The organism is Pseudomonas sp. AP19, assembly GCF_001728855.1.
GTDB lineage: Bacteria > Pseudomonadota > Gammaproteobacteria > Pseudomonadales > Pseudomonadaceae > Aquipseudomonas > Aquipseudomonas fluorescens.
On record NZ_LXJP01000022.1, the window covers coordinates 1 to 18,536 of the forward strand.

The window sequence follows — 18,536 nt, forward strand, 5'->3', positions numbered from 1 at the left end:
GGACGGTGGCGGGCGCGGGATTTTGGTCGGGCACAAAATAAGTGTGGGAGCTGGCTTGCCTGCGATGGCGGTGGGGCAGGTCAGCTTATCGGCTGCTGGCACAGTGTTGACCGAGCTTGGTGTCACAGATCAGGCGGCCTTGAGCGTGTTGTTGATCCTGGGGAGCTGCCTGCCTCTTGTCAGTCAAACTTGTAGCTGATCGCGGTCTGCACCTGGCCTTGGTTCACGTTGCCGGTCTCCTTGACGATGGTGCTGTTCGCCGCCGAGCCGACCAGGTGCGTCCAGCTGGCGCTGGTCAGCAGCGACCAGTGGTTAGCCAAAGGGAACTCGAAACTCTGGGTCAGCGTCAGGTTCTGGAAACCGGCGCTGGCGTTATAGGCACGAATGCCCGAGGCCGCGGATTCCTTGTCGTTTACGCCGAAAAAGGTTTGGGTCTGGCGGGCATCGGCAAAGTGCGCCATCAGGCCCGTGCTGCCAATGATGCCGTCACCCAGCGGGTAACCCAGCTCGCCACCGACCTTGCCCAACACACCGCCCTGATCACGCGCGCCGCCTACGGCCTGGCCGACTTGCGCGTACACGCGCCAGAACTCGGCCGGGGCGTATTGGATGAAACCACCGACTTCAGCCATGTCCGACACATCGCGCAAGCCGCGCAGTGAACCGTTGGCCGTACGGCCAGGCAAGTAATTGATGAAGGGCCCGGCGGTGATGCCACTGGTATTGAGTGCGCTCCAGGTCAAGCCGTCATCAGAGCCGAGGCTGACACTGCCCCAGTCCAGGTCGAAATAGGGAATCGCCTGGGTTTCGTAACGGCCGCCGGTGGGGTCTTGGGGTTGATAACTGATGCCTGCACCGACTTCACCGGTAATGCCGTCCGCCAATACCGTGCTGGAAAAACTCCACAGCCCGAGCAAACCGGCGAATACAGCAGAAGTAACCTTGTACATCGAGCGTTTCCTTATCTGAACGTACGCGCATTCACGCGCGAAGGGCACCCCTGGCGCAAGCACTCATCTTGTTTGTAGCAAGCTACAAAAATTGTAGCTTGCCCGACACATATAACCACGGGACTCAAGCAAAACCCCAGCCCCGCTGGGCTTTAAGCAGTTGGCACAGTCCCTGCTAAAGCCCTGTTGCAAGCGCATAGAGCGTTCTCTTCAAGCCCTCCAACTTCAAGGACAGGCAATGATCCAGTGGCATATCGTGTGCGACTTCGACGGGACTATCACCCCGACCGACGTCATCGACAACGTCCTCCAGCGCTTCGCCGGGCCTGAGTGGGAAACCATCGAACAGGAATGGCTGGATGGGCACATCGGTTCCCGCGAATGCCTGAGCCGCCAACTGGCCTTGATCAAGGCCACACCGGCTGAACTGTTGGCGTATTTCGACAGCGTCGAGATCGACCCGGACTTCCCGGATTTCGTCGATCACGTCATGGGCCAGGGCGCGACCATCGAAGTGGTCAGCGACGGCATCGAGCAAGGCATCGCGCGCATTCTGTCGCGTAACTACGTGACCTTGCTGCCGATCCTGGCCAACCGTCTGCGCCAGGTCGACCAGAACAGCTGGCGCATCGACTTCCCGTATTCCAGCGACGCCTGCCGTGCCGCGTCCGGCAACTGCAAGTGCAAATCCACCCCGCGCAACAAGCGCGTGCTGGTGATCGGCGACGGCAAGTCCGACATGTGCGTGGCCTCTACCGCCGACTTCGTCTTCGCCAAAGGCAGCCTCGCCAAATACTGCGAAGCCAACAACATTCCCCATGCGCGCTTCGACACCTTTGCCGAACTGCCCGCATTGCTGGCCAAGCTGCCCCAGGGCATCGCGGCCAACGCCACCACCTTTACTGCTGCTGACAATCAGGAACTCTTCCACCATGTCTGATATCCGTATCGCCACCGCCGAAGACCAGATTCTTCTGGATAAAGAAGCCAAGTACTGCTCCTACGGCGACACTGTTCACTACATCGAGCCACCGCGTATTTTCAGCCGTTGCGAAGGCTCCTACGTGTGGGACACCGAAGACCAGGCTTACCTCGACCTGCAAATGTGGTACTCGGCCGTTAACTTCGGCTACGCCAACCCACGCCTGAACAACGCGCTGAAACAGCAGATCGACACCCTGCCGCAAATCGCCAGCCAGTACCTGCACAAAGGCAAGATCGAGCTGTCGGAAATGATCGCGGTCGATGCCAAGAAGAAATTCGGCCTCGACGGTCGCGTGCACTTCAACGTCGGTGGTTCGCAATCCATCGAAGACTCCCTGAAGGTCGTGCGTAACGCCACCAACGGCAAGAGCCTGATGTTCGCCTTCGAAGGCGGCTACCACGGCCGTACCCTCGGCGCTTCGTCGATCACTTCCAGCTACCGCTACCGTCGTCGCTACGGCCACTTCGGCGAGCGCGCCAACTTCATCCCGTTCCCGTACCACTTCCGCGGCCCTAAAGGCATGACCAAGGAAGAATACGGCAGCCACTGCGTGCAGCAATTCGCCCGTCTGTTCGAGACCGAATACAACGGCGTCTGGGACCCGAAAGTCGGCCAGAGTGAATACGCAGCGTTCTACGTCGAGCCGATCCAGGGCACCGGCGGCTACGTGATTCCGCCGATGAACTTCTACCGCGAACTCAAGCACGTACTGGATCAGCACGGCATCCTGATGGTGTCCGACGAAATCCAGATGGGCTTCTACCGGACCGGCAAACTGTGGTCGATCGAGCACTTCGACGTGCAGCCGGACGTGATCGTCTTCGGTAAGGCGCTGACCAACGGCCTGAACCCACTGGGCGGCATCTGGGCCCGTGAAGAGTTGATCAACCCGAAGATCTTCCCGCCAGGTTCGACCCACTCTACCTTCGCCTCCAACCCACTGGGGACGGCGGTAGGCCTGGAAATGTTCAAGATGACCAGCGAAGTCGATTACGGCGCAATGGTTATGGCCAAGGGCAAATACTTCCTGGAAGGCCTGCAAGACCTGCAGAAACGTTTCCCGATCATCGGCGACGTCGACGGCCTGGGCCTGGCCCTGCGCTGCGAAATCTGCGGCCCGGATGGTTTCACGCCGGACAAGGCGACCCTGGACTACATGGTCGAAGAAGGCATGAAGGGCGACATGGTCGTGGATGGCCAGAAACTCGGCTTGATCCTCGACGTGGGCGGCTACTACAAAAACGTGATTACCCTGGCACCGTCCCTGGAAATCAGCTACCCGGAAATCGACTTGGGCCTGAAGTTGCTTGAGCAATTGCTGGTGCGAGCGACCCAGCGGTGAGCCATTACGAGATCGACCTCGGTGAAGGTGATGCCGGCTTCGTTCTCGGTGAAGGTCCGGTCGGGATCCTGTTGATCCACGGCCTGACCGGCACCCCGACGGAATTGCGTCAAGTTGCCAAAGGGTTGGCCAAGGCGGGTAACTGCACAGTGTACGTGCCGACCCTGGCCGGGCACTGCGGCGACAACAGTGACCTGCAGGCCACCGGTTGGCTGGATTGGTACGAAGGCGTGCGCAAGACCTTTGCCCAGGTCAAGCAACGCCACGCGCAAGTGTTTGTCGGTGGCTTGTCCATGGGTGCGGTGATGTCGATGTACGTGGCTGCCGAGCACCCTGGGCAAGTCGCCGGGCTGTTGATGTATTCCACGACCTTGAAATACGACGGCTGGAGTATCAACAAGCTGGCGTTCCTGACGCCGTTGCTGATGAAAATTCCATTCGGCGTGCACATCTGTCGCTTCGAAGAGAAGCCGCCTTACGGCATCAAGAACGAGCGCCTGCGGGCCATCGTCGAGCGTCAGATGAAGGAGGGCGAAAGCAGCGAGGCCGGTTTGCTGACCATGGAAGGCATCACGGTGCGCGAGTTGCATCGGATGAATGCCGTGGTCAAGAAACGCATGCCTGAGGTCAAGGTGCCGGCACTGGTGTTGCACTCCATCGAGGACGACATCACCAGCCGCTGGAACGCCGATTACGTGGAGCGCCACCTGGGCGGGCCCGTCACCAAGATCCTGCTGGACAACTGTTACCACATGATCACCGTCGACCTGCAATACCGTCGGGTGATTGAGTTGAGCGCTGAGTTTGTCGAGCAACACGCCGCTACTGCCCAGGTGTCCGAAGACTACCGACAGCGTGCCTAAGCTTAAGGACAAGACGTGATCACCGCCCAAGCCTTCTCGACTATCCGGGCCATCCAGCGCAGTGCCTGGAACGACTGTTTTCCCGGGGCCCTGGAGGATTGGGACTTTTACGTTGCTGTGGAAAACGCCGCTATCGATGATTTCAGGTGGCGTTACCTGGCTGTTTACGACGATGAAACGCTGGTGGCGGTTGCCGCCGCGTTCATCACTTATTATCGCCTCGACACCACGGTGTCGGGTGCAGGCAAGCGCTTTACCGAGCGTCTGGAGCGACTGTGGCCGGGTGTTTTGCGCCTGGAGTTGTATGCCATCGGCTCGCCGGTGGCCGAGCGTTGCGACGCAGGCATGGCCAGCCATGTTGCCGAGGCGCAGCGCCCGTTGTTGATCAAGCACTTGCTGAAGGCTGCGCGCCAGGACGCCAACGCGTTCGGGATTGGCCTGGTGGCGGTCAAGGACGTGCCGACCAACGACCCGTGCTGGGCTGACAGTTGCCGCCTGGCAGGTTTTCAGAGCATGCCGAGTTTGCCCAGCGGGTTGTTGACGGTGCCTTACGGCTCAGTGGACGCCTACCTGGGCTCGCTGTGCAAGGCCACCCGCAAGGACTTGCGCCGCAAACTGCGGGCGCCGGGCCCGCGGGTAGAGTGGCGGCACAACATTGATGATGTGTTACCTGAGGTGATGCGCCTGTACGAAGACACGCTCAATCGCGCGGACTTGCAGTTCGAGCGCCTGCCGGCGAGTTACTTCACCGGCATCCTTGAACGGTTGGAAGGCCGCGCGGTTTGTGCGCTTTATTGGGTGGACGAGCACCTGGTGGCGTTCAACCTGATCCTGTTGGACCAGCACCGTTTGATCGACAAGTTTTTCGGGCATGACCGCGAGTTCAGCCGGGAGTACAACCTGTATTTCAGAAGTTGGCTGACCAATGTCGGTTATTGTATTCAACACAATATTCCGGTTTACGAGTGCGGTCAGGAGGGGTACGCCAGTAAGCTGCGCCTGGGTTGCGAGTTCCGCGGCAACAGCATGTTCTTCCGCCACCGTAACCGGCTGCTCAATGGCCTGCTCAAACTCGTTAAAATGTATATAAGACCGGACCGATCCGACCCTGCCATGGCTGCTGCGATAAGCGAAACCTGATGATCACCAAGACCCGCCAGAAAGCCCGCCCCTTTGCCATTTCGCGCTGGAGCGTCCAGCGCAAGCTGGTGCTGGCGTTCTGGCTGGTCAGCGTCATCCCGACCATGATCGCTGCCGAGTTGGCGGCGACCACGCTGTCGCAGATATTCGACAGCAACGTGCGTATCTGGCTGCAAGAGTCGACCAAGATCGTCAAGGACGAGATCGGCGACATCCTTCATGACAACGCGCGCATGGCCAAGCTGTTCCTGCGCTACACGGCTCCGCCGTTGAACAAACAAGCTGCCAAGCATGACCGGCTCACCGCCGATATCGCCGAGGCCACCGATATCGACGTGGTCTCGCTGATTCGTGTCAGTGACCACAAGATTATGTTCAGCACGGCCCCTGACGATGTCGTCAAGCAGATCAACCTGACCAGCAACGCGGTGTTGCAAACCATCCAGGTGGCCGGCGTGACGACGGGCCTGGTGGTCTCAACGTTCGAAACCACCCAAGAGGGCGTCGACTACGTGCTGTTGGTGGCCACGTACCTGGACAGCAGCTTCCTCACCAGCGTGGCCGATGTGCACTCCCTCGACCTGCGCCTGTACCTGGCCAACCCCGCGGGTTTTTCCGAGATATTCTCGACTCAGCGTTTCGAAAATCACCCTTCGCGCATCCCGAAGAATGTCGAAACGGCTATGCGCAGCACCAAGCAGCCGAGTGAGCAGTTCACCAATAATTACAGCGGCCTGTATTGGCCCATCTTCAACGACGCCGGCGACTTGCAAGGCGTGATCTTCAGCGGCCTGCTGCGTCATACCAGCCTGGTTGGGCTGGTGAACCAGAGCAATTTGTTCGTGCTGATATTCCTGCTGAGTTCGGCGTTGTCCCTGGGCGCCGGCGTACTGGTGTCACGGCGCCTGACCAAGCCTTTGCGGGACTTGTCCCAAGGCGTCGACGCGGTGATCTCGGGCGATTACGAACATCGCGTATTGGTCAGCGGCGGCGATGAGCTGGCGCAGTTGAGCAGCACCTTCAACCACATGACCGAGCGGCTGGGCGAGCTGCACTACCTTGAGGCCCAGTTACGCCGCCGTGATCGGCTGCATGCGCTGGGCGAAGTCGCGATGGGCCTGGCCCACGAAATCCGCAACCCGTTGGGCATCATCAAGACCGCCACCCAGCTGCTGCACCGTCGCGTCGACCTGCCGGAAACCGACAAGCGCCACCTCGAATACGTGATCAGCGAAGTCAGCCGCATCAACGACCTGATCACCGAGTTTCTCGACTTCGCCAAACCCAACCCGCCCCTGCGGGTGTTGCAGGCGGCGCGTCCGGTGGTGGAAGAAATCCTTGGCTTCTGCAGCCCGGAGCTGGCGACCCATAACATTGATGCGAAAATCGATGATCAGGCCCCCGGCGCGACTATCTATGCCGATGCCAAGCAGCTGAAGCAGGCCTGCCTCAACCTGATTCTCAACGCCATTGATGCGATGCCCGACGGCGGGCGCCTGACCTTGGGCATTCGCAGCGCGGGTGGCAACACAGTGATTAGCATCGCCGACACCGGCCAGGGCATTCCGGCGGATATGATCGAGCGGATCTTCACACCGTTCGTCACCACCAAGGCCTCGGGCACGGGCCTGGGCCTGGCCAAAGTCTATTCGATCATGGAAAGTCACGACGGCAGCATCGAATGTGCCAGTGAGAAAGATGCCGGCGCCACCTTCAGCCTGTACATTCCGGCCCACGGTGAAGACGACGGCGACGATGAGGAAGGTCATGACGCATAACGTATTGGTAGTCGACGACGAGCCCAAGCTCTGCGACTTGCTGTCGTCGGCATTGAGCCAGAACGGCATTCAGGTATTCACCGCAAGCAACGGCCTGCACGCGCTGAAGGTGCTGGAACAGGAAGACATCGACCTGGTGATCAGCGACTGGCGCATGCCGGGCATGGACGGGCCGGCGCTGTTGGCCGAGATCAAGCTGCGTTTCCCTGAGCTGCCGGTGATCGTGATGACCGCCTACAGCACGGTGAAAAATGCGGTGCAGTCGATGCGCAATGGTGCCTATGACTATATTGCCAAGCCGTTCGATATCGATGAGCTGGACATTACCGTAGCCAAGGCCCTGCAGTTTCGCGACATCATGCGCGACAACGCACGCTTGCGCGCCGAGCTTGACCACCATGCGCAGTTTGACAGCCTGGTAGGCGACAGCCCGGCGTTTCGCGAGGTGCTGCATGCCATCGATTCAGTGCGTGACAGCAACGCAACCATCCTGCTGACCGGCGAAAGCGGCACCGGCAAGGAAATGGTTGCCCGTGCCATCCACAAACACGGCAGCCGTGCCGACAAACCGTTCGTGGCGGTCAACTGCGCGGCCATCCCCGAAGGGCTGCTCGAAAGCGAAATGTTCGGCCATCGCAAAGGCGCGTTTACCGGCGCCGTGGCGGATCGGGTCGGGCGCTTTATGCAGGCCGACAAGGGCACGCTGTTTTTGGATGAAGTGGGCGATATGCCCCTGGCGTTGCAGGCCAAGATTCTGCGTGCCTTGCAGGAGCGAGTGATCGAGCCGGTGGGCGACCCGCGCGAGCGCAAGGTGGATGTGCGGGTAATCGCCGCCACCAACAAAAACCTGCTGGATGCGGTGGCCAATAAAGAGTTTCGTGAAGACCTGTATTACCGCCTCAACGTGTTCCCGATCCCATTGCCGGCCCTGCGCGAACGCGCTGAAGACATCGTGCCCCTGGCCCGACACTTCGCCCAGACCCTGAGCGCGACCGCCGGTAAACGCATCACCGGCTTCAGCCCCGAGGCGTTGCAGGCCATGGCCGCTTACCACTGGCCGGGCAATATTCGCGAGCTGCAAAACTGTGTGGAGCGGGCGACCATCGTGGCAGCCAAGCCGGTGATCGAAGACATCGACCTGCCGGCTTACCTGTTTGCGTCCAAGCCTGCCGAGGACGGTGTCACGGCGCTGCTGGGTGACACACCGGGTGTGCCTGCCGATCTGGATGCGGCGCTGGCTGAGGTGGAGAAAACCTACATCATGGCGGCGTTGAATGAGAGCAACGGCGTGCAGGCGGCGGCGGCGGCGAAGATCGGGATTTCCGAGAGAAGTTTCTGGTATCGGCTGAAGAAGCTGGGGATTCAGGTCGACAAGATCGTGCGCTGATCTCCCAGGCACACATCATTGCTCTAAATGTGGGAGCTGGCTTGCCTGCGATTGCGGTGTATCAGTCATCAGATCTGGTGCAGACATACCGCCATCGCAGGCAAGCCAGCTCCCACATGTTTACCCAGTTGGGTCAGGTGTGGACGCGCACCCACACACTCACCAATACCGTCGCCGCCATCAACCACGCCACCGCTGCCACGGCGAGTGACGCCTCCAGGCGCATGCGGTCGACCATCACATACAGCGTCGCCAAATACACAAAATACGGAATGATCGACCACATCCCAAACAGGATCGTGGTCTTCAGGTCGTCCACCGAACGGCCCTTGCCGACGATGTAATGCGCAATCAACGCAAAGGTCGGAAACAGCGGCACCAGCCCTGCGATGTAATAGTTCCTGGTCTTGGCCAGTGCAGCCAGGATCAACACCACCGCCGCGCCCAGGGCGGCTTTCAAAAACAGATCCACACCGTGCTCCTTAGTGGCTCAAGCCGTATTTCTTGACCTTGTCGAACAGGGTGGTCTTGGCCATTCCCAGCTCCTGGCTGGCTTGGGTCAGGTTGCCACCGCTGCGTTGCAGGGCGTCATTGAGCAGGTTGCGTTCGAAGGCTTCGACCGCCTCGGTAAAGGCCAGGCCATGGTTGCTGGTGCCGTTGCCGCTTTTCTTGAAGGCGGGCAAGCCCAGGGCGAAGCGTTCGGCGACGTTGCGCAGTTCCCGCACGTTGCCGGGCCAATCGTGGCTCATCAGGCTCGACACCGTCTGGTTGTCCAGTTCCGGCACGCTGCGATCAAAGCGCAGCGACGACTGCTGCAGGAAGTGTTCGAACAATTGCAGGATGTCTTCGCGGCGTTCGCGCAGCGGCGGCAGCTCCAGGGTCACTACGTTGAGACGGTAGTAAAGGTCACTGCGGAACTGACTGGCGCGGCTCAGCTCGTCGAGGTCGGACTTGGTCGCGGCGATCACCCGGCAATCCACCGCCACGCTCTGGTTCGAACCGAGGCGTTCGAGGGTGCGTTCCTGCAGCACCCGCAGCAATTTGATCTGCAGGTTGATCGGCATGCTTTCCACTTCATCGAGGAACAGCGTGCCTTCGTGGGCGTGCTCGATCTTGCCGATGCGGCGTTTGCCCGCGCCGGTAAAGGCGTTGGCTTCGTGGCCGAAAATCTCGCTTTCGAACAGGTTCTCCGGCAGGCCACCGCAGTTCAAGGCGACGAACTGGTGGGAATGGCGCCGGCTGAAATCATGCAGGCAGCGTGCGACCAATTCCTTGCCGGTGCCGGTCTCACCTTCGATCAACACGTTGGCGGAGGTGTCGGCGACGTTGGCGATCAGCTCGCGCAGCGTCTGCATCGCCGGTGAGCGGCCGATGATGCGCCCTTCCAGGGAGTCGCGCTCAGCCAGCTGGCGGCGCAGCGACCACACCTCGCGCGCCAGCCCGCGTTGTTCCAGGGCGCGGCGTGCCACGTCGACCAGGCGCTCGGGTGAGAAGGGTTTCTCCATGAAGTCATAGGCGCCGTTGCGCATGGCACCGACGGCCATCGAGATATCGCCATGGCCGGTGATCAGCACCACCGGCAGGCTTTTGTCCAAGGCCTTGAGGCGGGTCAACAGCTCCAGGCCGTCGATGCCCGGCAGGCGAATATCGCTGATGACGATACCGGCAAAGTTTTCCCCGATGCGCTTGAGGGCCTCTTCGGCACTGCCGACGCCCACACTGGGAATGTCTTCCAGCGCCAGGGCTTGCTGGCAGCCGAGCAGCACATGGGGGTCGTCTTCGACGATCAGAACGGTGAGGTCGTCTTTAGAGGCAGTAGCGTCTGTATTCATGTCGACTCAGCTTTTTGGGTGCCTGCCAGCGGCAGGCACAAGACAAAGGCCGTACCACCGGTGGCCGGGTGTTCCACGGCAAGGGTGCCGCCCGTCGCCGCCGCGAGGCTGGCGGAAAGCGTCAGGCCCAGCCCCAGGCCTTGCTCGCCGGGTTTGGTGGTGAAGAACGGTTCGAATAGATGTTTGCGGGTTTCGGGGTCGATGCCATGGCCATTGTCGCGCACATGCAAGCGGTACTTGCCGTCGGCGCTGTGGCCGTCCAGCCACAGTTCGGGCGTGGGCTGCGCTTGCATCGCGTCCAGGGCGTTACCGATCAGGTTGACCAGAATTTGCTCCAGGCGTGTCTGGTCGATCTGCAATTGGGCGTTGCTGAAGTCGCGGTGCAGGGTCAACGGCAGGCCATCGAGGCGGGCGCCCAGTACCTGGAACGCGGCGTCCACGGCTTTGCCGAGGTTGGCTTCGCCCTGGTCATCGCCACGCCGGGCAAACGAGCGCAGGCTGGCGGTGATGCGGCCCATGCGGTCGATCAGTTCGTTGATGGTCTTGAGGTTGGCGCTGGCGGTGTCCAGCGCGCCACGCTCCAGGAAGCGCACGGTGTTGCCCGACAGGGTACGCAGCGCTGCCAGTGGCTGGTTCAACTCATGGGCAATGCTGGTCGACATCTGGCCGATGGCGGCGAGTTTGCCGGCCTGGACCAATTCATCCTGGGCGTGGCGCAGGGTCTCTTCGGCCTGGCGCCGTTCGCGAATCTGGCCCTTGAGCCGTTCGTTGCTGGCGCGCAGGTCGGCAGTGCGTTCGGCAATCCGACGCTCCAGCTGGCTGTTGGCTTCCTGCAAGGCTTCGCGCGCGGCAAGGCGGGTGGCGATAACCTTGCGGCGCTCGTTCCAGGCAATCAGCAGGAATGCGACCAGGCCAAACGCGACGGCCACCAGAATGCCCTGGTTGATCGCGGCCCGCCGCAGGTCGTTGAGCGGGGTCAGCAGGGTGAAATTCCACGGTGTATCACTCAGCGGGCGGGTCTGGGCCAGGTAGCTGACTTCATGCTCGTCATTGACCACTTCGCTGTTGGCGGGGAAGGTCAGCTTCTCGGTGCCTTCGTTAAGGCGCTCGCGGGCCAGTGGCTCCAGCTCGTTGAGCGTCGCCCAGTAATATTGCAGGCTGTGCGCCAGGCGTTCCTTGGTGTCATCGCTCAGCGGGCGCACGGCCTTGAGGCGGCGGGCCGGGTCGCTGGAGAGGATGATGATGCCGTTCTCGTCGCTCACAAAGGCTTCGAGGCGCGCGCGCTGCCAGCGTTCTTCCAGGGCTTCGAGGCGCACTTTGACCACCGCGACGCCAATGATCTTGCCGTGCTCTTCCAGGCCATGGGCCAGGTAATAGCCGGGTTCGCCGTTGGTGCTGCCAATGCCATAGAAACGGCCGGGCTGGCCGCGCACGGCATTCTGGAAATAGGCACGGAAGGACAGGTCTTCACCTTGGTAACTGTCGGCATCGCGCCAGTTACTGGTGGCCAATACGCGGCCGGTAGTGTCCATCACGTAGATGGCCCGACTGCGACTGCGTCGGTTCAGGCCTTCGAGGTAATCGTTGACCGTTTTGCGGGTTTCCTGGTTCGGGTCGGCCAGCAGCTTGGAGACGCTCGACTCCAGCTCCAGGAGGCTGGGCAGGTAGGTGTATTTGCTCAGCTCGCTTTCGACGGTGCGGGCGTGCAGCTCCAACTGGCGTTCGCCGTTGTCGCTGAGGGTGCGGATGCCATAGTACTCACTGACCCAGAAGCCGATATAACCCAAGCCGATCATCAGGGCGATGATCAACGGCGGCAGGAACAGTTGGCGAATCAGGCGTGGTTTCACGGCAAGTGATGGCGGTGCGGCGCGAAATTGGTTGGGGTCGCATTTCATCACAGATGCCTTGGGTCAACCAGAGCTTGCCGGCCTGCTCGGTCCAGTGTGGGAGCGGGCTTGCTCGCGAATGCGGTGTGTCAGTCGCTGAATGTATCGACTGATCCAGCGCATTCGCGAGCAAGCCCGCTCCCACATTGGCCTTGTTTTTCAGCAGTGGCAGCAATGTAGGGCTTAGTGCTGCAGGATTTTCTCAAGGAAGTGCTGCGCACGTTCGGAGCGGGCGCTGATATCGCCGAAGAATTCCTCTTTCGGGCAGTCTTCGATGATCTTGCCGGCGTCCATGAAGATCACGCGGTCGGCCACTTTGCGGGCGAAGCCCATTTCGTGGGTCACGCACATCATGGTCATGCCTTCCTGAGCCAGTTGCACCATCACGTCGAGCACTTCGTTGACCATTTCCGGGTCGAGGGCGGAGGTCGGTTCGTCGAACAGCATGACAATCGGGTCCATGGCCAACGCGCGGGCAATCGCCACACGCTGTTGCTGGCCGCCGGACAGTTGGCCGGGGTGCTTGTGGGCGTGTGCCGACAGGCCGACGCGCTCAAGCAGTTGCAGGCCTTTCTTGGTGGCTTCTTCCTTGCTGCGGCCGAGCACCTTGATCTGCGCGATGGTCAGGTTTTCGGTGATGGTCAGGTGCGGGAACAGTTCGAAGTGCTGGAACACCATGCCGACGCGTGAGCGCAGTTTTGGCAGGTTGGTCTTCGGGTCGGCGATCGACGTGCCGTCGACCACGATGTCGCCTTTCTGGAACGGTTCCAGCGCGTTGACGCATTTGATCAGGGTGGATTTGCCCGAACCCGATGGCCCGCACACCACGATCACTTCGCCTTTTTTAACCTCGGTGCTGCAATCGGTCAGCACCTGGAAGTCGCCATACCACTTGTTGATATTCTTGATAGAGATCATACGGCAAACCTTTTTTGCAGACGCTTGACCAGCAGCGAGGCGGAAAAGCTGATGATGAAGTAGACGACACCGGCGAAGATCAGGAACTCGTTGGAGCGGCCGATGATGTCGCCGTTGGAGCGGGCGGAGTTGAGGAAGTCCACCAGGCCTACGGTGTAAACCAGCGAGGTGTCCTGGAACAGGATGATCGACTGTTGCAGCAGCAACGGGGTCATCTTGCGGAACGCCTGGGGCAGGATGATCAGACGCATGGTCTGGCCGTAGGTCATGCCCATTGCCTGGGCTGCGCCCATCTGGCCCTTGGGAATCGACTGCACGCCGGCCCGTACGATTTCACAGAAGTACGCGGCTTCGAACATCATGAAGGCCACGACGCAGGAGGCGAACGCCCCGATCGGGGTGTCTTCGCCGGTGATCCAGCGCAGCACGAACGGCACTGCCAGGTAGAACCAGGTAATGACCAACAGCAGCGGGATCGAGCGGAAGTAGTTCACGTAGGCGCCGGCCAGGCGCGACAGCAGTTTGTTGGACGAAAGGCGCATCAGCGCGAGCACGGTGCCCAATGCGATGCCGCCGATCACGCCCATGACCATTAACTGCAAGGTCATGACCATGCCGTTCCACAGGCCCGGAATGGCGGGGATGATGCCGCTGAAATCAAAGTCCATTATTTACCCCCCACGGAGATCAGGCCGGGCACGGCGACTTTCTTCTCGACCAGGCGCATCAGCAACATCAGGCTCATGTTCAAGGTGAAGTAGATCAGCGTGGCCAGGGTGAAGGCCTCAAACAGGTTGGCCGAGAACTCGGCGGTCTGTTTGGTTTGCGCCAGCAATTCCATCAGGCCGATCAAGGACGCCACGGAGGAGTTCTTGAACACGTTGAGGAATTCCGAGGTAAGGGGCGGAATGATGATGCGGTAGGCCTGTGGCAGCAGCACGTTCCAGTAGATCTGTGGCAGCTTGAAGCCCATGGCACGCGCGGCGGCTTCCTGGCCACGTGGCAGCGCCTGGATGCCGGTACGCACCTGTTCGCACACACGGGCGGCGGTGAACAGGCCCAGGCACACGACAACGCTCAGGTAAGCCGAGGTGGTCGGGTTGAGGTCTTGTTTGTACCAGTCCTGCAGGTTTTGCGGGAGCATATCGGGTATCAGGAAGTACCAGATAAACAGCTGAACCAGCAGCGGCACGTTACGAAACAGTTCCACGTAGCAGGTCGCGATGCCCGATACGAGGCGGTTTGGCACAGTGCGCATGACCCCCAGAATGGAGCCCAGCAACAAGGCGATAATCCATGCCACGACGGCGATGGCAATGGTCCAGCCCAAACCGGAGATGTACCAGTCGAGATAGGTCTCGCTGCCCACGCCGGTGGACTTGAAGAACACGCCCCAGTCCCAGTTGTAATTCATTAGGGTCTCCCCTCGAAATCGATCGATGTACAAGCACCCGCTTGGGGAAGATCCTTTCCCGCCCGACGTTGAACGTCAGGCACACACGATCGGCTCGAAAACCGCCAGGTCGAGTGTTCCACATTAAAGCCAGCAGGTAGTAACAGACGCCTGAGGGAGGGTTGGCTCCCTCAGGAGATAAGGTTAGTCAGGAATCAGATTTTTACGTCAGGCGCTGGTTTGTCGCTTGGGTTAGCGATCAGCTCCTTAACCTTTTCACTCATCGGGAAGTTAAGGTTCAGGCCTTTAGGTGGGATCGGGCTTTCGAACCACTTGCTGTAGATCTTGTTGATTTCGCCGGATTTGTACAGGGCGACGATGGCGTCATCCACGGCTTTCTTGAAGGCCGGGTCGTCTTTACGCACCATGCAAGCGTAGGCTTCAAAGGACTGCGGCGTACCGGTGATGACCCAGTCGTCAGGCTTCTTGGCCTTGGCTTCTTCACCGGCCAGCAGGGCGTCGTCCATCATGAAGGCTACGGCGCGGCCGCTTTCCAGCATCTGGAAGGATTCGCCGTGGTCTTTGGCGGAGATGACGTTCATGCCCATCTGCTTGTCGGCGTTCATCGCTTTGATGATGCGCTCGGAGGTGGTGCCGGCGGTGGTCACGACGTTTTTGCCTTTCAGGTCGGCAAAGTCAGCGTAGGACGGCTTGCCATCCTTGTCTTTCTTGACCAGCAGACGGGTGCCGATTTCGAAGATGTTAACGGTGAAGTCGACTTGCTGGGCGCGTTCGGCGTTGTTGGTGGTCGAACCACACTCAACGTCCGCAGTGCCGTTCTGGATCAACGGGATACGGGTTTGCGAGGTCACCAGGTTGTACTTGGTTTTCAGATCGGGTTTGTTCAGGTCTTTTTTCAGTTGTTCGACGATAGCCAACTGAATGTCGTGGGAGTAGCCCACTGGTTTGCCCGAACCGTCTGCGATGTAGGAGAACGGAATGGAGCTGTCGCGGTGCGCGAGAGTGATGGTGCCGGAGTCGTTGATTTTCTTCAGTGTGCCGGTGAGTTCGGCGGCGAAAACTGGAGTGCTGATCAGAGCAGCAGCGATAGCTGCGCCCAGGATATGGGGAACGATGCGCATCAATACTTCCTCGACATTTGTTTTTTTTATGAAGCCGGCTAAACGGCTCTCTTGTACAGCGAATGCCCGTAACGGCTCCTGAAGCGTCCTCAGGCAATCGTCAGGGAGTGTAGAGCATGAGTCGTGCCATACCTGAAACAAAAGGTTATCTGTTTGATTTATAAGGAGATTAACTTTGTGTTACTGGCAATTTATGGCTATCAGGTCCGGCAAACCGAATGGTGCGGGGTGTGCTGTTCGGAAAACCGAATGCCACGACCGGCATAAAAAAGCCCCTGGGCCATACGGCGCAGGGGCTTTTTTACGCGGTGCGGATCAGGCCGCTTCAATCTTCGTGCGGTTCTGCTCAACCTTGGACAGGTAACGTTGCACGTTTTCCTGTTCTTGCGCGGTGGTGAACAGGCCAAGCTTGGTACGGCGCCACAGGACGTCCTGAGGTTGAGTCGCCCATTCTTCGGCACACAGGTAATCGACTTCGCGGGTGTACAGGCCACCGCCGAGGTGGTCGCCCAGGTCGGCCAGGGATTGCACGCCTTCCAGCAGGCGCCAGGTGCGGCTGCCATAGGTCGTGGCCCAGCGGCGCGCGATCTCGTTAGGCACCCAGTCGAACTTGGCGCGAATCGCCTCGGCCAGCGCTTCTGGCGTGGTCATATTCTCGCCGCCAGGCAGGCTGGCGGTGGCCGTCCAGCTTGGGCGCATCTGCGTGAAGTAAGGCGCCAGCTGTGCCATCGCCGACTCAGCGAGTTTGCGGTAGGTGGTGAGCTTGCCGCCGAACACTGAAAGGATCGGTGCTTCGCCCGTGCCGCCCGACAGCGACAGTGTGTAGTCGCGGGTGATGGCCGACGGGTTATCCGACTCGTCGTTGCACAGTGGGCGCACGCCGGAGTAGGTGTGGACGATGTCGGCGCGGCTCAGTTGCTTCTTGAAGTGAGCATTCACCACGTTGAGCATGTAGTCGGTTTCACCTTCAGTGATCGCCACTTTCGCCGGGTCACCGGTGTATTCACGGTCGGTGGTGCCGATGATGGTCAGGTGGTTCAGGTACGGAATGGTGAAGACGATGCGCTGATCTTCGTTCTGCAGGATGTGCGCGTGAGCGCCTTCGTACAGTTTCGGCACGATCAGGTGGCTGCCCTGGATCAGGCGGATGCCGTAGGGCGAATCCAGCTTCAGGTCTTCCTTGATGAACTTGGCGACCCATGGGCCGGCGGCGTTCACCAGTGCACGAGCACGGATCGAGAACAGGCTGCCATCGGCGCGTTCCATGTTCATTTCCCACATGCCGTTGCTGCGGTGTGCGCTGACGCAACGGGTCTGGGTGTGGATGTGCGCACCTTTTTCACGCGCGGCCATGGCGTTGAGTACGACCAGACGGGCGTCGTCGACCCAGCAATCGGAGTATTCGAAGCCTTTGGTGATCTCGCTTTTCAGCGGGCTGTCAGGGCCGAACTTGAGGCTTTTAGAGCCGGCCAGTTTTTCGCGCTTGCCCAGGTGGTCATAGAGGAACAGGCCGGCGCGAATCATCCACGCCGGACGCAGGTGCGGGCGGTGCGGCAGCACGAAGCGCATCTGCTTGACGATGTGTGGCGCTTTGGCCAGCAGCACTTCACGTTCTGCCAGGGCTTCGCGCACCAGGCGGAATTCGTAATGTTCGAGGTAGCGCAGGCCGCCGTGGATCAGCTTGCTGCTGGCGGAAGAGGTGTGGCTGGCCAAGTCGTCCTTTTCGCAAAGGAATACCGACAAACCGCGACCGGCTGCGTCTGCTGCAATGCCGACGCCATTGATCCCGCCACCGATTACGGCAACGTCATAGACTTCGGCAAGCGGTGGAGCAGGCAAGGTGGAAGGGTTCATCGGCTGGCCTCGCGATTTATTCGTCTTTGAATTCGAACATTAATGTTCATTTGCGAAAATGGTAGCTGATAAACGCGCGCACAGCCACCCGACTTCGATTGAAAAAACTCATCGAAGGGCGGGGAAAGGAACAATTGTGAACATGAGCTTAGGGCAGGCTCAAGAGATGGGGTGTCGGATCTAACGCTATCGCGGGCAAGCCCGGCTCCCACAGCTGACCGAGTTCCAGCATGAGAATGCGGTCAACTGTGGGAGCGGGCTTGCCCGCGATGAAGTCAGCCCAGGTGCTAAACCACTTCCAGCCGAACCTTGTGCTGGTTCAACAACTGCACCAGTGCCGGCACTGGCTGCTGATCCGTCACCAGACAGTCGACCAAACTGATCGGCCCCAAGCGAATCATGGCGTTGCGCCCGAATTTACTGGAGTCCGCCGCCAGGATGACTTGGCGTGCATTGGCGATGATCGCCTGGGAAACCCGCACTTCCTGATAATCAAAGTCGAGCAGGCTGCCGTCTTCGTCGATGCCGCTGATACCCACCAGGGCAAAATCAACCTTGAACTGGTTGATGAAGTCGACACTGGCCTGACCGACCACACCGCCATCACGGCGCACATTACCGCCGGTCAACAACACATCGAAATCGTCCTTGGCACTGAGCATGGTGGCGACGTTGAGGTTGTTGGTGATGATTTTCAGGTGATTGTGATTGAGCAGCGCACGCGCGATCGATTCGGTCGTGGTGCCGATATTGATGAACAACGAGGCGTGGTCGGGGATTTGCGCGGCAATGGCTTCGCCGATGCGTTGTTTCTCATCGCGCATCTGGTCGGCACGCATGGCGTACGCGGTGTTCTCGACACTGGAGTCATAGGCGGCGCCGCCGTGGTAGCGGCGCAGCAGATTGGCGTCCGCCAGCTGGTTGATATCGCGGCGGATGGTTTGCGGGGTGACAACGAATAGCTGCGCCATCTCCTCGATACTGACGTAACCGCGTTCGCGGACCAGTTCGAGGATTTGTTGCTGGCGGGGAGGCAGATTCATGGGGCGTCCTTTGGGCTGCC

General features: G+C 60.1%; 17 protein-coding genes. 7 read left to right on the plus strand and 10 right to left on the minus strand.

Features of this window, described 5'->3' with window-relative positions; all coding sequences use genetic code 11:
* On the plus strand, positions 1-199 hold a 199-nt coding region (locus A7D21_RS36060; protein ID WP_218188688.1), incomplete at its 5' end, for a hypothetical protein.
* On the opposite strand, the gene A7D21_RS16450 is transcribed toward A7D21_RS36060, so the two are convergent.
* Positions 180-950 carry a MipA/OmpV family protein gene (locus A7D21_RS16450; protein ID WP_069552170.1) on the minus strand — a complete coding sequence of 257 codons (771 nt, stop codon included), beginning with the start codon at positions 948-950 and terminating at the stop codon, positions 180-182. The genes A7D21_RS36060 and A7D21_RS16450 overlap by 20 nt on opposite strands.
* 238 nt (positions 951-1,188) lie before the next feature.
* On the opposite strand from A7D21_RS16450, the gene A7D21_RS16455 reads away from it, so the two are divergent.
* The 6 genes from A7D21_RS16455 to A7D21_RS16480 are packed head-to-tail and all read left to right on the plus strand — an operon-like array spanning position 1,189 to position 8,445.
* On the plus strand, positions 1,189-1,890 hold the full coding sequence (locus A7D21_RS16455; RefSeq protein WP_053254628.1) for an MtnX-like HAD-IB family phosphatase: 702 nt from the start codon (positions 1,189-1,191) through the stop codon (positions 1,888-1,890).
* A complete protein-coding gene (locus A7D21_RS16460) occupies positions 1,883-3,277 on the plus strand; it encodes an aspartate aminotransferase family protein (RefSeq protein ID WP_053254629.1) in 1,395 nt (464 codons plus the stop codon). Before A7D21_RS16455 ends, A7D21_RS16460 begins: the two co-directional genes overlap by 8 nt.
* On the plus strand, positions 3,274-4,140 hold the full coding sequence (locus tag A7D21_RS16465) for a carboxylesterase (RefSeq protein WP_053254630.1): 867 nt from the start codon (positions 3,274-3,276) through the stop codon (positions 4,138-4,140). Before A7D21_RS16460 ends, A7D21_RS16465 begins: the two co-directional genes overlap by 4 nt.
* Before the next feature lie 15 nt (positions 4,141-4,155).
* Positions 4,156-5,280 (plus strand): GNAT family N-acetyltransferase, encoded by a 1,125-nt coding sequence (locus A7D21_RS16470; protein ID WP_053254631.1) that lies wholly within the window; start codon positions 4,156-4,158, stop codon positions 5,278-5,280.
* Positions 5,280-7,058 carry a HAMP domain-containing sensor histidine kinase gene (locus A7D21_RS16475; protein ID WP_053254632.1) on the plus strand — a complete coding sequence of 593 codons (1,779 nt, stop codon included), beginning with the start codon at positions 5,280-5,282 and terminating at the stop codon, positions 7,056-7,058. The genes A7D21_RS16470 and A7D21_RS16475 overlap by 1 nt, the downstream gene beginning before the upstream one ends.
* Entirely contained in the window at positions 7,048-8,445 is a 1,398-nt protein-coding gene (locus A7D21_RS16480; RefSeq protein ID WP_053254633.1) for a sigma-54 dependent transcriptional regulator, read from the plus strand. Before A7D21_RS16475 ends, A7D21_RS16480 begins: the two co-directional genes overlap by 11 nt.
* A 133-nt stretch (positions 8,446-8,578) precedes the next feature.
* Here the strand turns inward: A7D21_RS16480 and A7D21_RS16485 are convergent, their stop codons facing one another.
* The 9 genes from A7D21_RS16485 to A7D21_RS16525 form a co-directional block, all read right to left on the minus strand.
* Positions 8,579-8,917, minus strand: a complete 339-nt coding sequence (locus tag A7D21_RS16485; RefSeq protein WP_069552171.1) for a GlpM family protein — start codon at positions 8,915-8,917, stop codon at positions 8,579-8,581.
* 10 nt (positions 8,918-8,927) lie between these two features.
* Positions 8,928-10,277, minus strand: coding sequence for a sigma-54 dependent transcriptional regulator (locus tag A7D21_RS16490; protein WP_053254635.1), 1,350 nt, complete (start codon positions 10,275-10,277; stop codon positions 8,928-8,930).
* Positions 10,274-12,175 (minus strand): sensor histidine kinase, encoded by a 1,902-nt coding sequence (locus A7D21_RS16495; RefSeq protein ID WP_053254636.1) that lies wholly within the window; start codon positions 12,173-12,175, stop codon positions 10,274-10,276. The genes A7D21_RS16490 and A7D21_RS16495 overlap by 4 nt, the downstream gene beginning before the upstream one ends.
* 174 nt (positions 12,176-12,349) lie before the next feature.
* Positions 12,350-13,084 (minus strand): amino acid ABC transporter ATP-binding protein, encoded by a 735-nt coding sequence (locus tag A7D21_RS16500; RefSeq protein WP_042560754.1) that lies wholly within the window; start codon positions 13,082-13,084, stop codon positions 12,350-12,352.
* A complete protein-coding gene (locus A7D21_RS16505; protein ID WP_069552172.1) occupies positions 13,081-13,752 on the minus strand; it encodes an amino acid ABC transporter permease in 672 nt (223 codons plus the stop codon). Before A7D21_RS16505 ends, A7D21_RS16500 begins: the two co-directional genes overlap by 4 nt.
* Positions 13,752-14,498, minus strand: a complete 747-nt coding sequence (locus A7D21_RS16510) for an amino acid ABC transporter permease (protein ID WP_053254638.1) — start codon at positions 14,496-14,498, stop codon at positions 13,752-13,754. Before A7D21_RS16510 ends, A7D21_RS16505 begins: the two co-directional genes overlap by 1 nt.
* Before the next feature lie 194 nt (positions 14,499-14,692).
* Positions 14,693-15,619, minus strand: a complete 927-nt coding sequence (locus A7D21_RS16515; protein WP_053254639.1) for a glutamate/aspartate ABC transporter substrate-binding protein — start codon at positions 15,617-15,619, stop codon at positions 14,693-14,695.
* A gap of 315 nt (positions 15,620-15,934) precedes the next feature.
* A complete protein-coding gene (gene glpD / locus A7D21_RS16520; RefSeq protein ID WP_053254640.1) occupies positions 15,935-17,473 on the minus strand; it encodes a glycerol-3-phosphate dehydrogenase in 1,539 nt (512 codons plus the stop codon).
* Between the two features lie 287 nt (positions 17,474-17,760).
* Positions 17,761-18,516: a DeoR/GlpR family transcriptional regulator gene (locus A7D21_RS16525; RefSeq protein ID WP_010212755.1), complete on the minus strand. Its 756-nt coding sequence runs from the start codon at positions 18,514-18,516 to the stop codon at positions 17,761-17,763.
* Positions 18,517-18,536 lie beyond the last annotated feature (20 nt).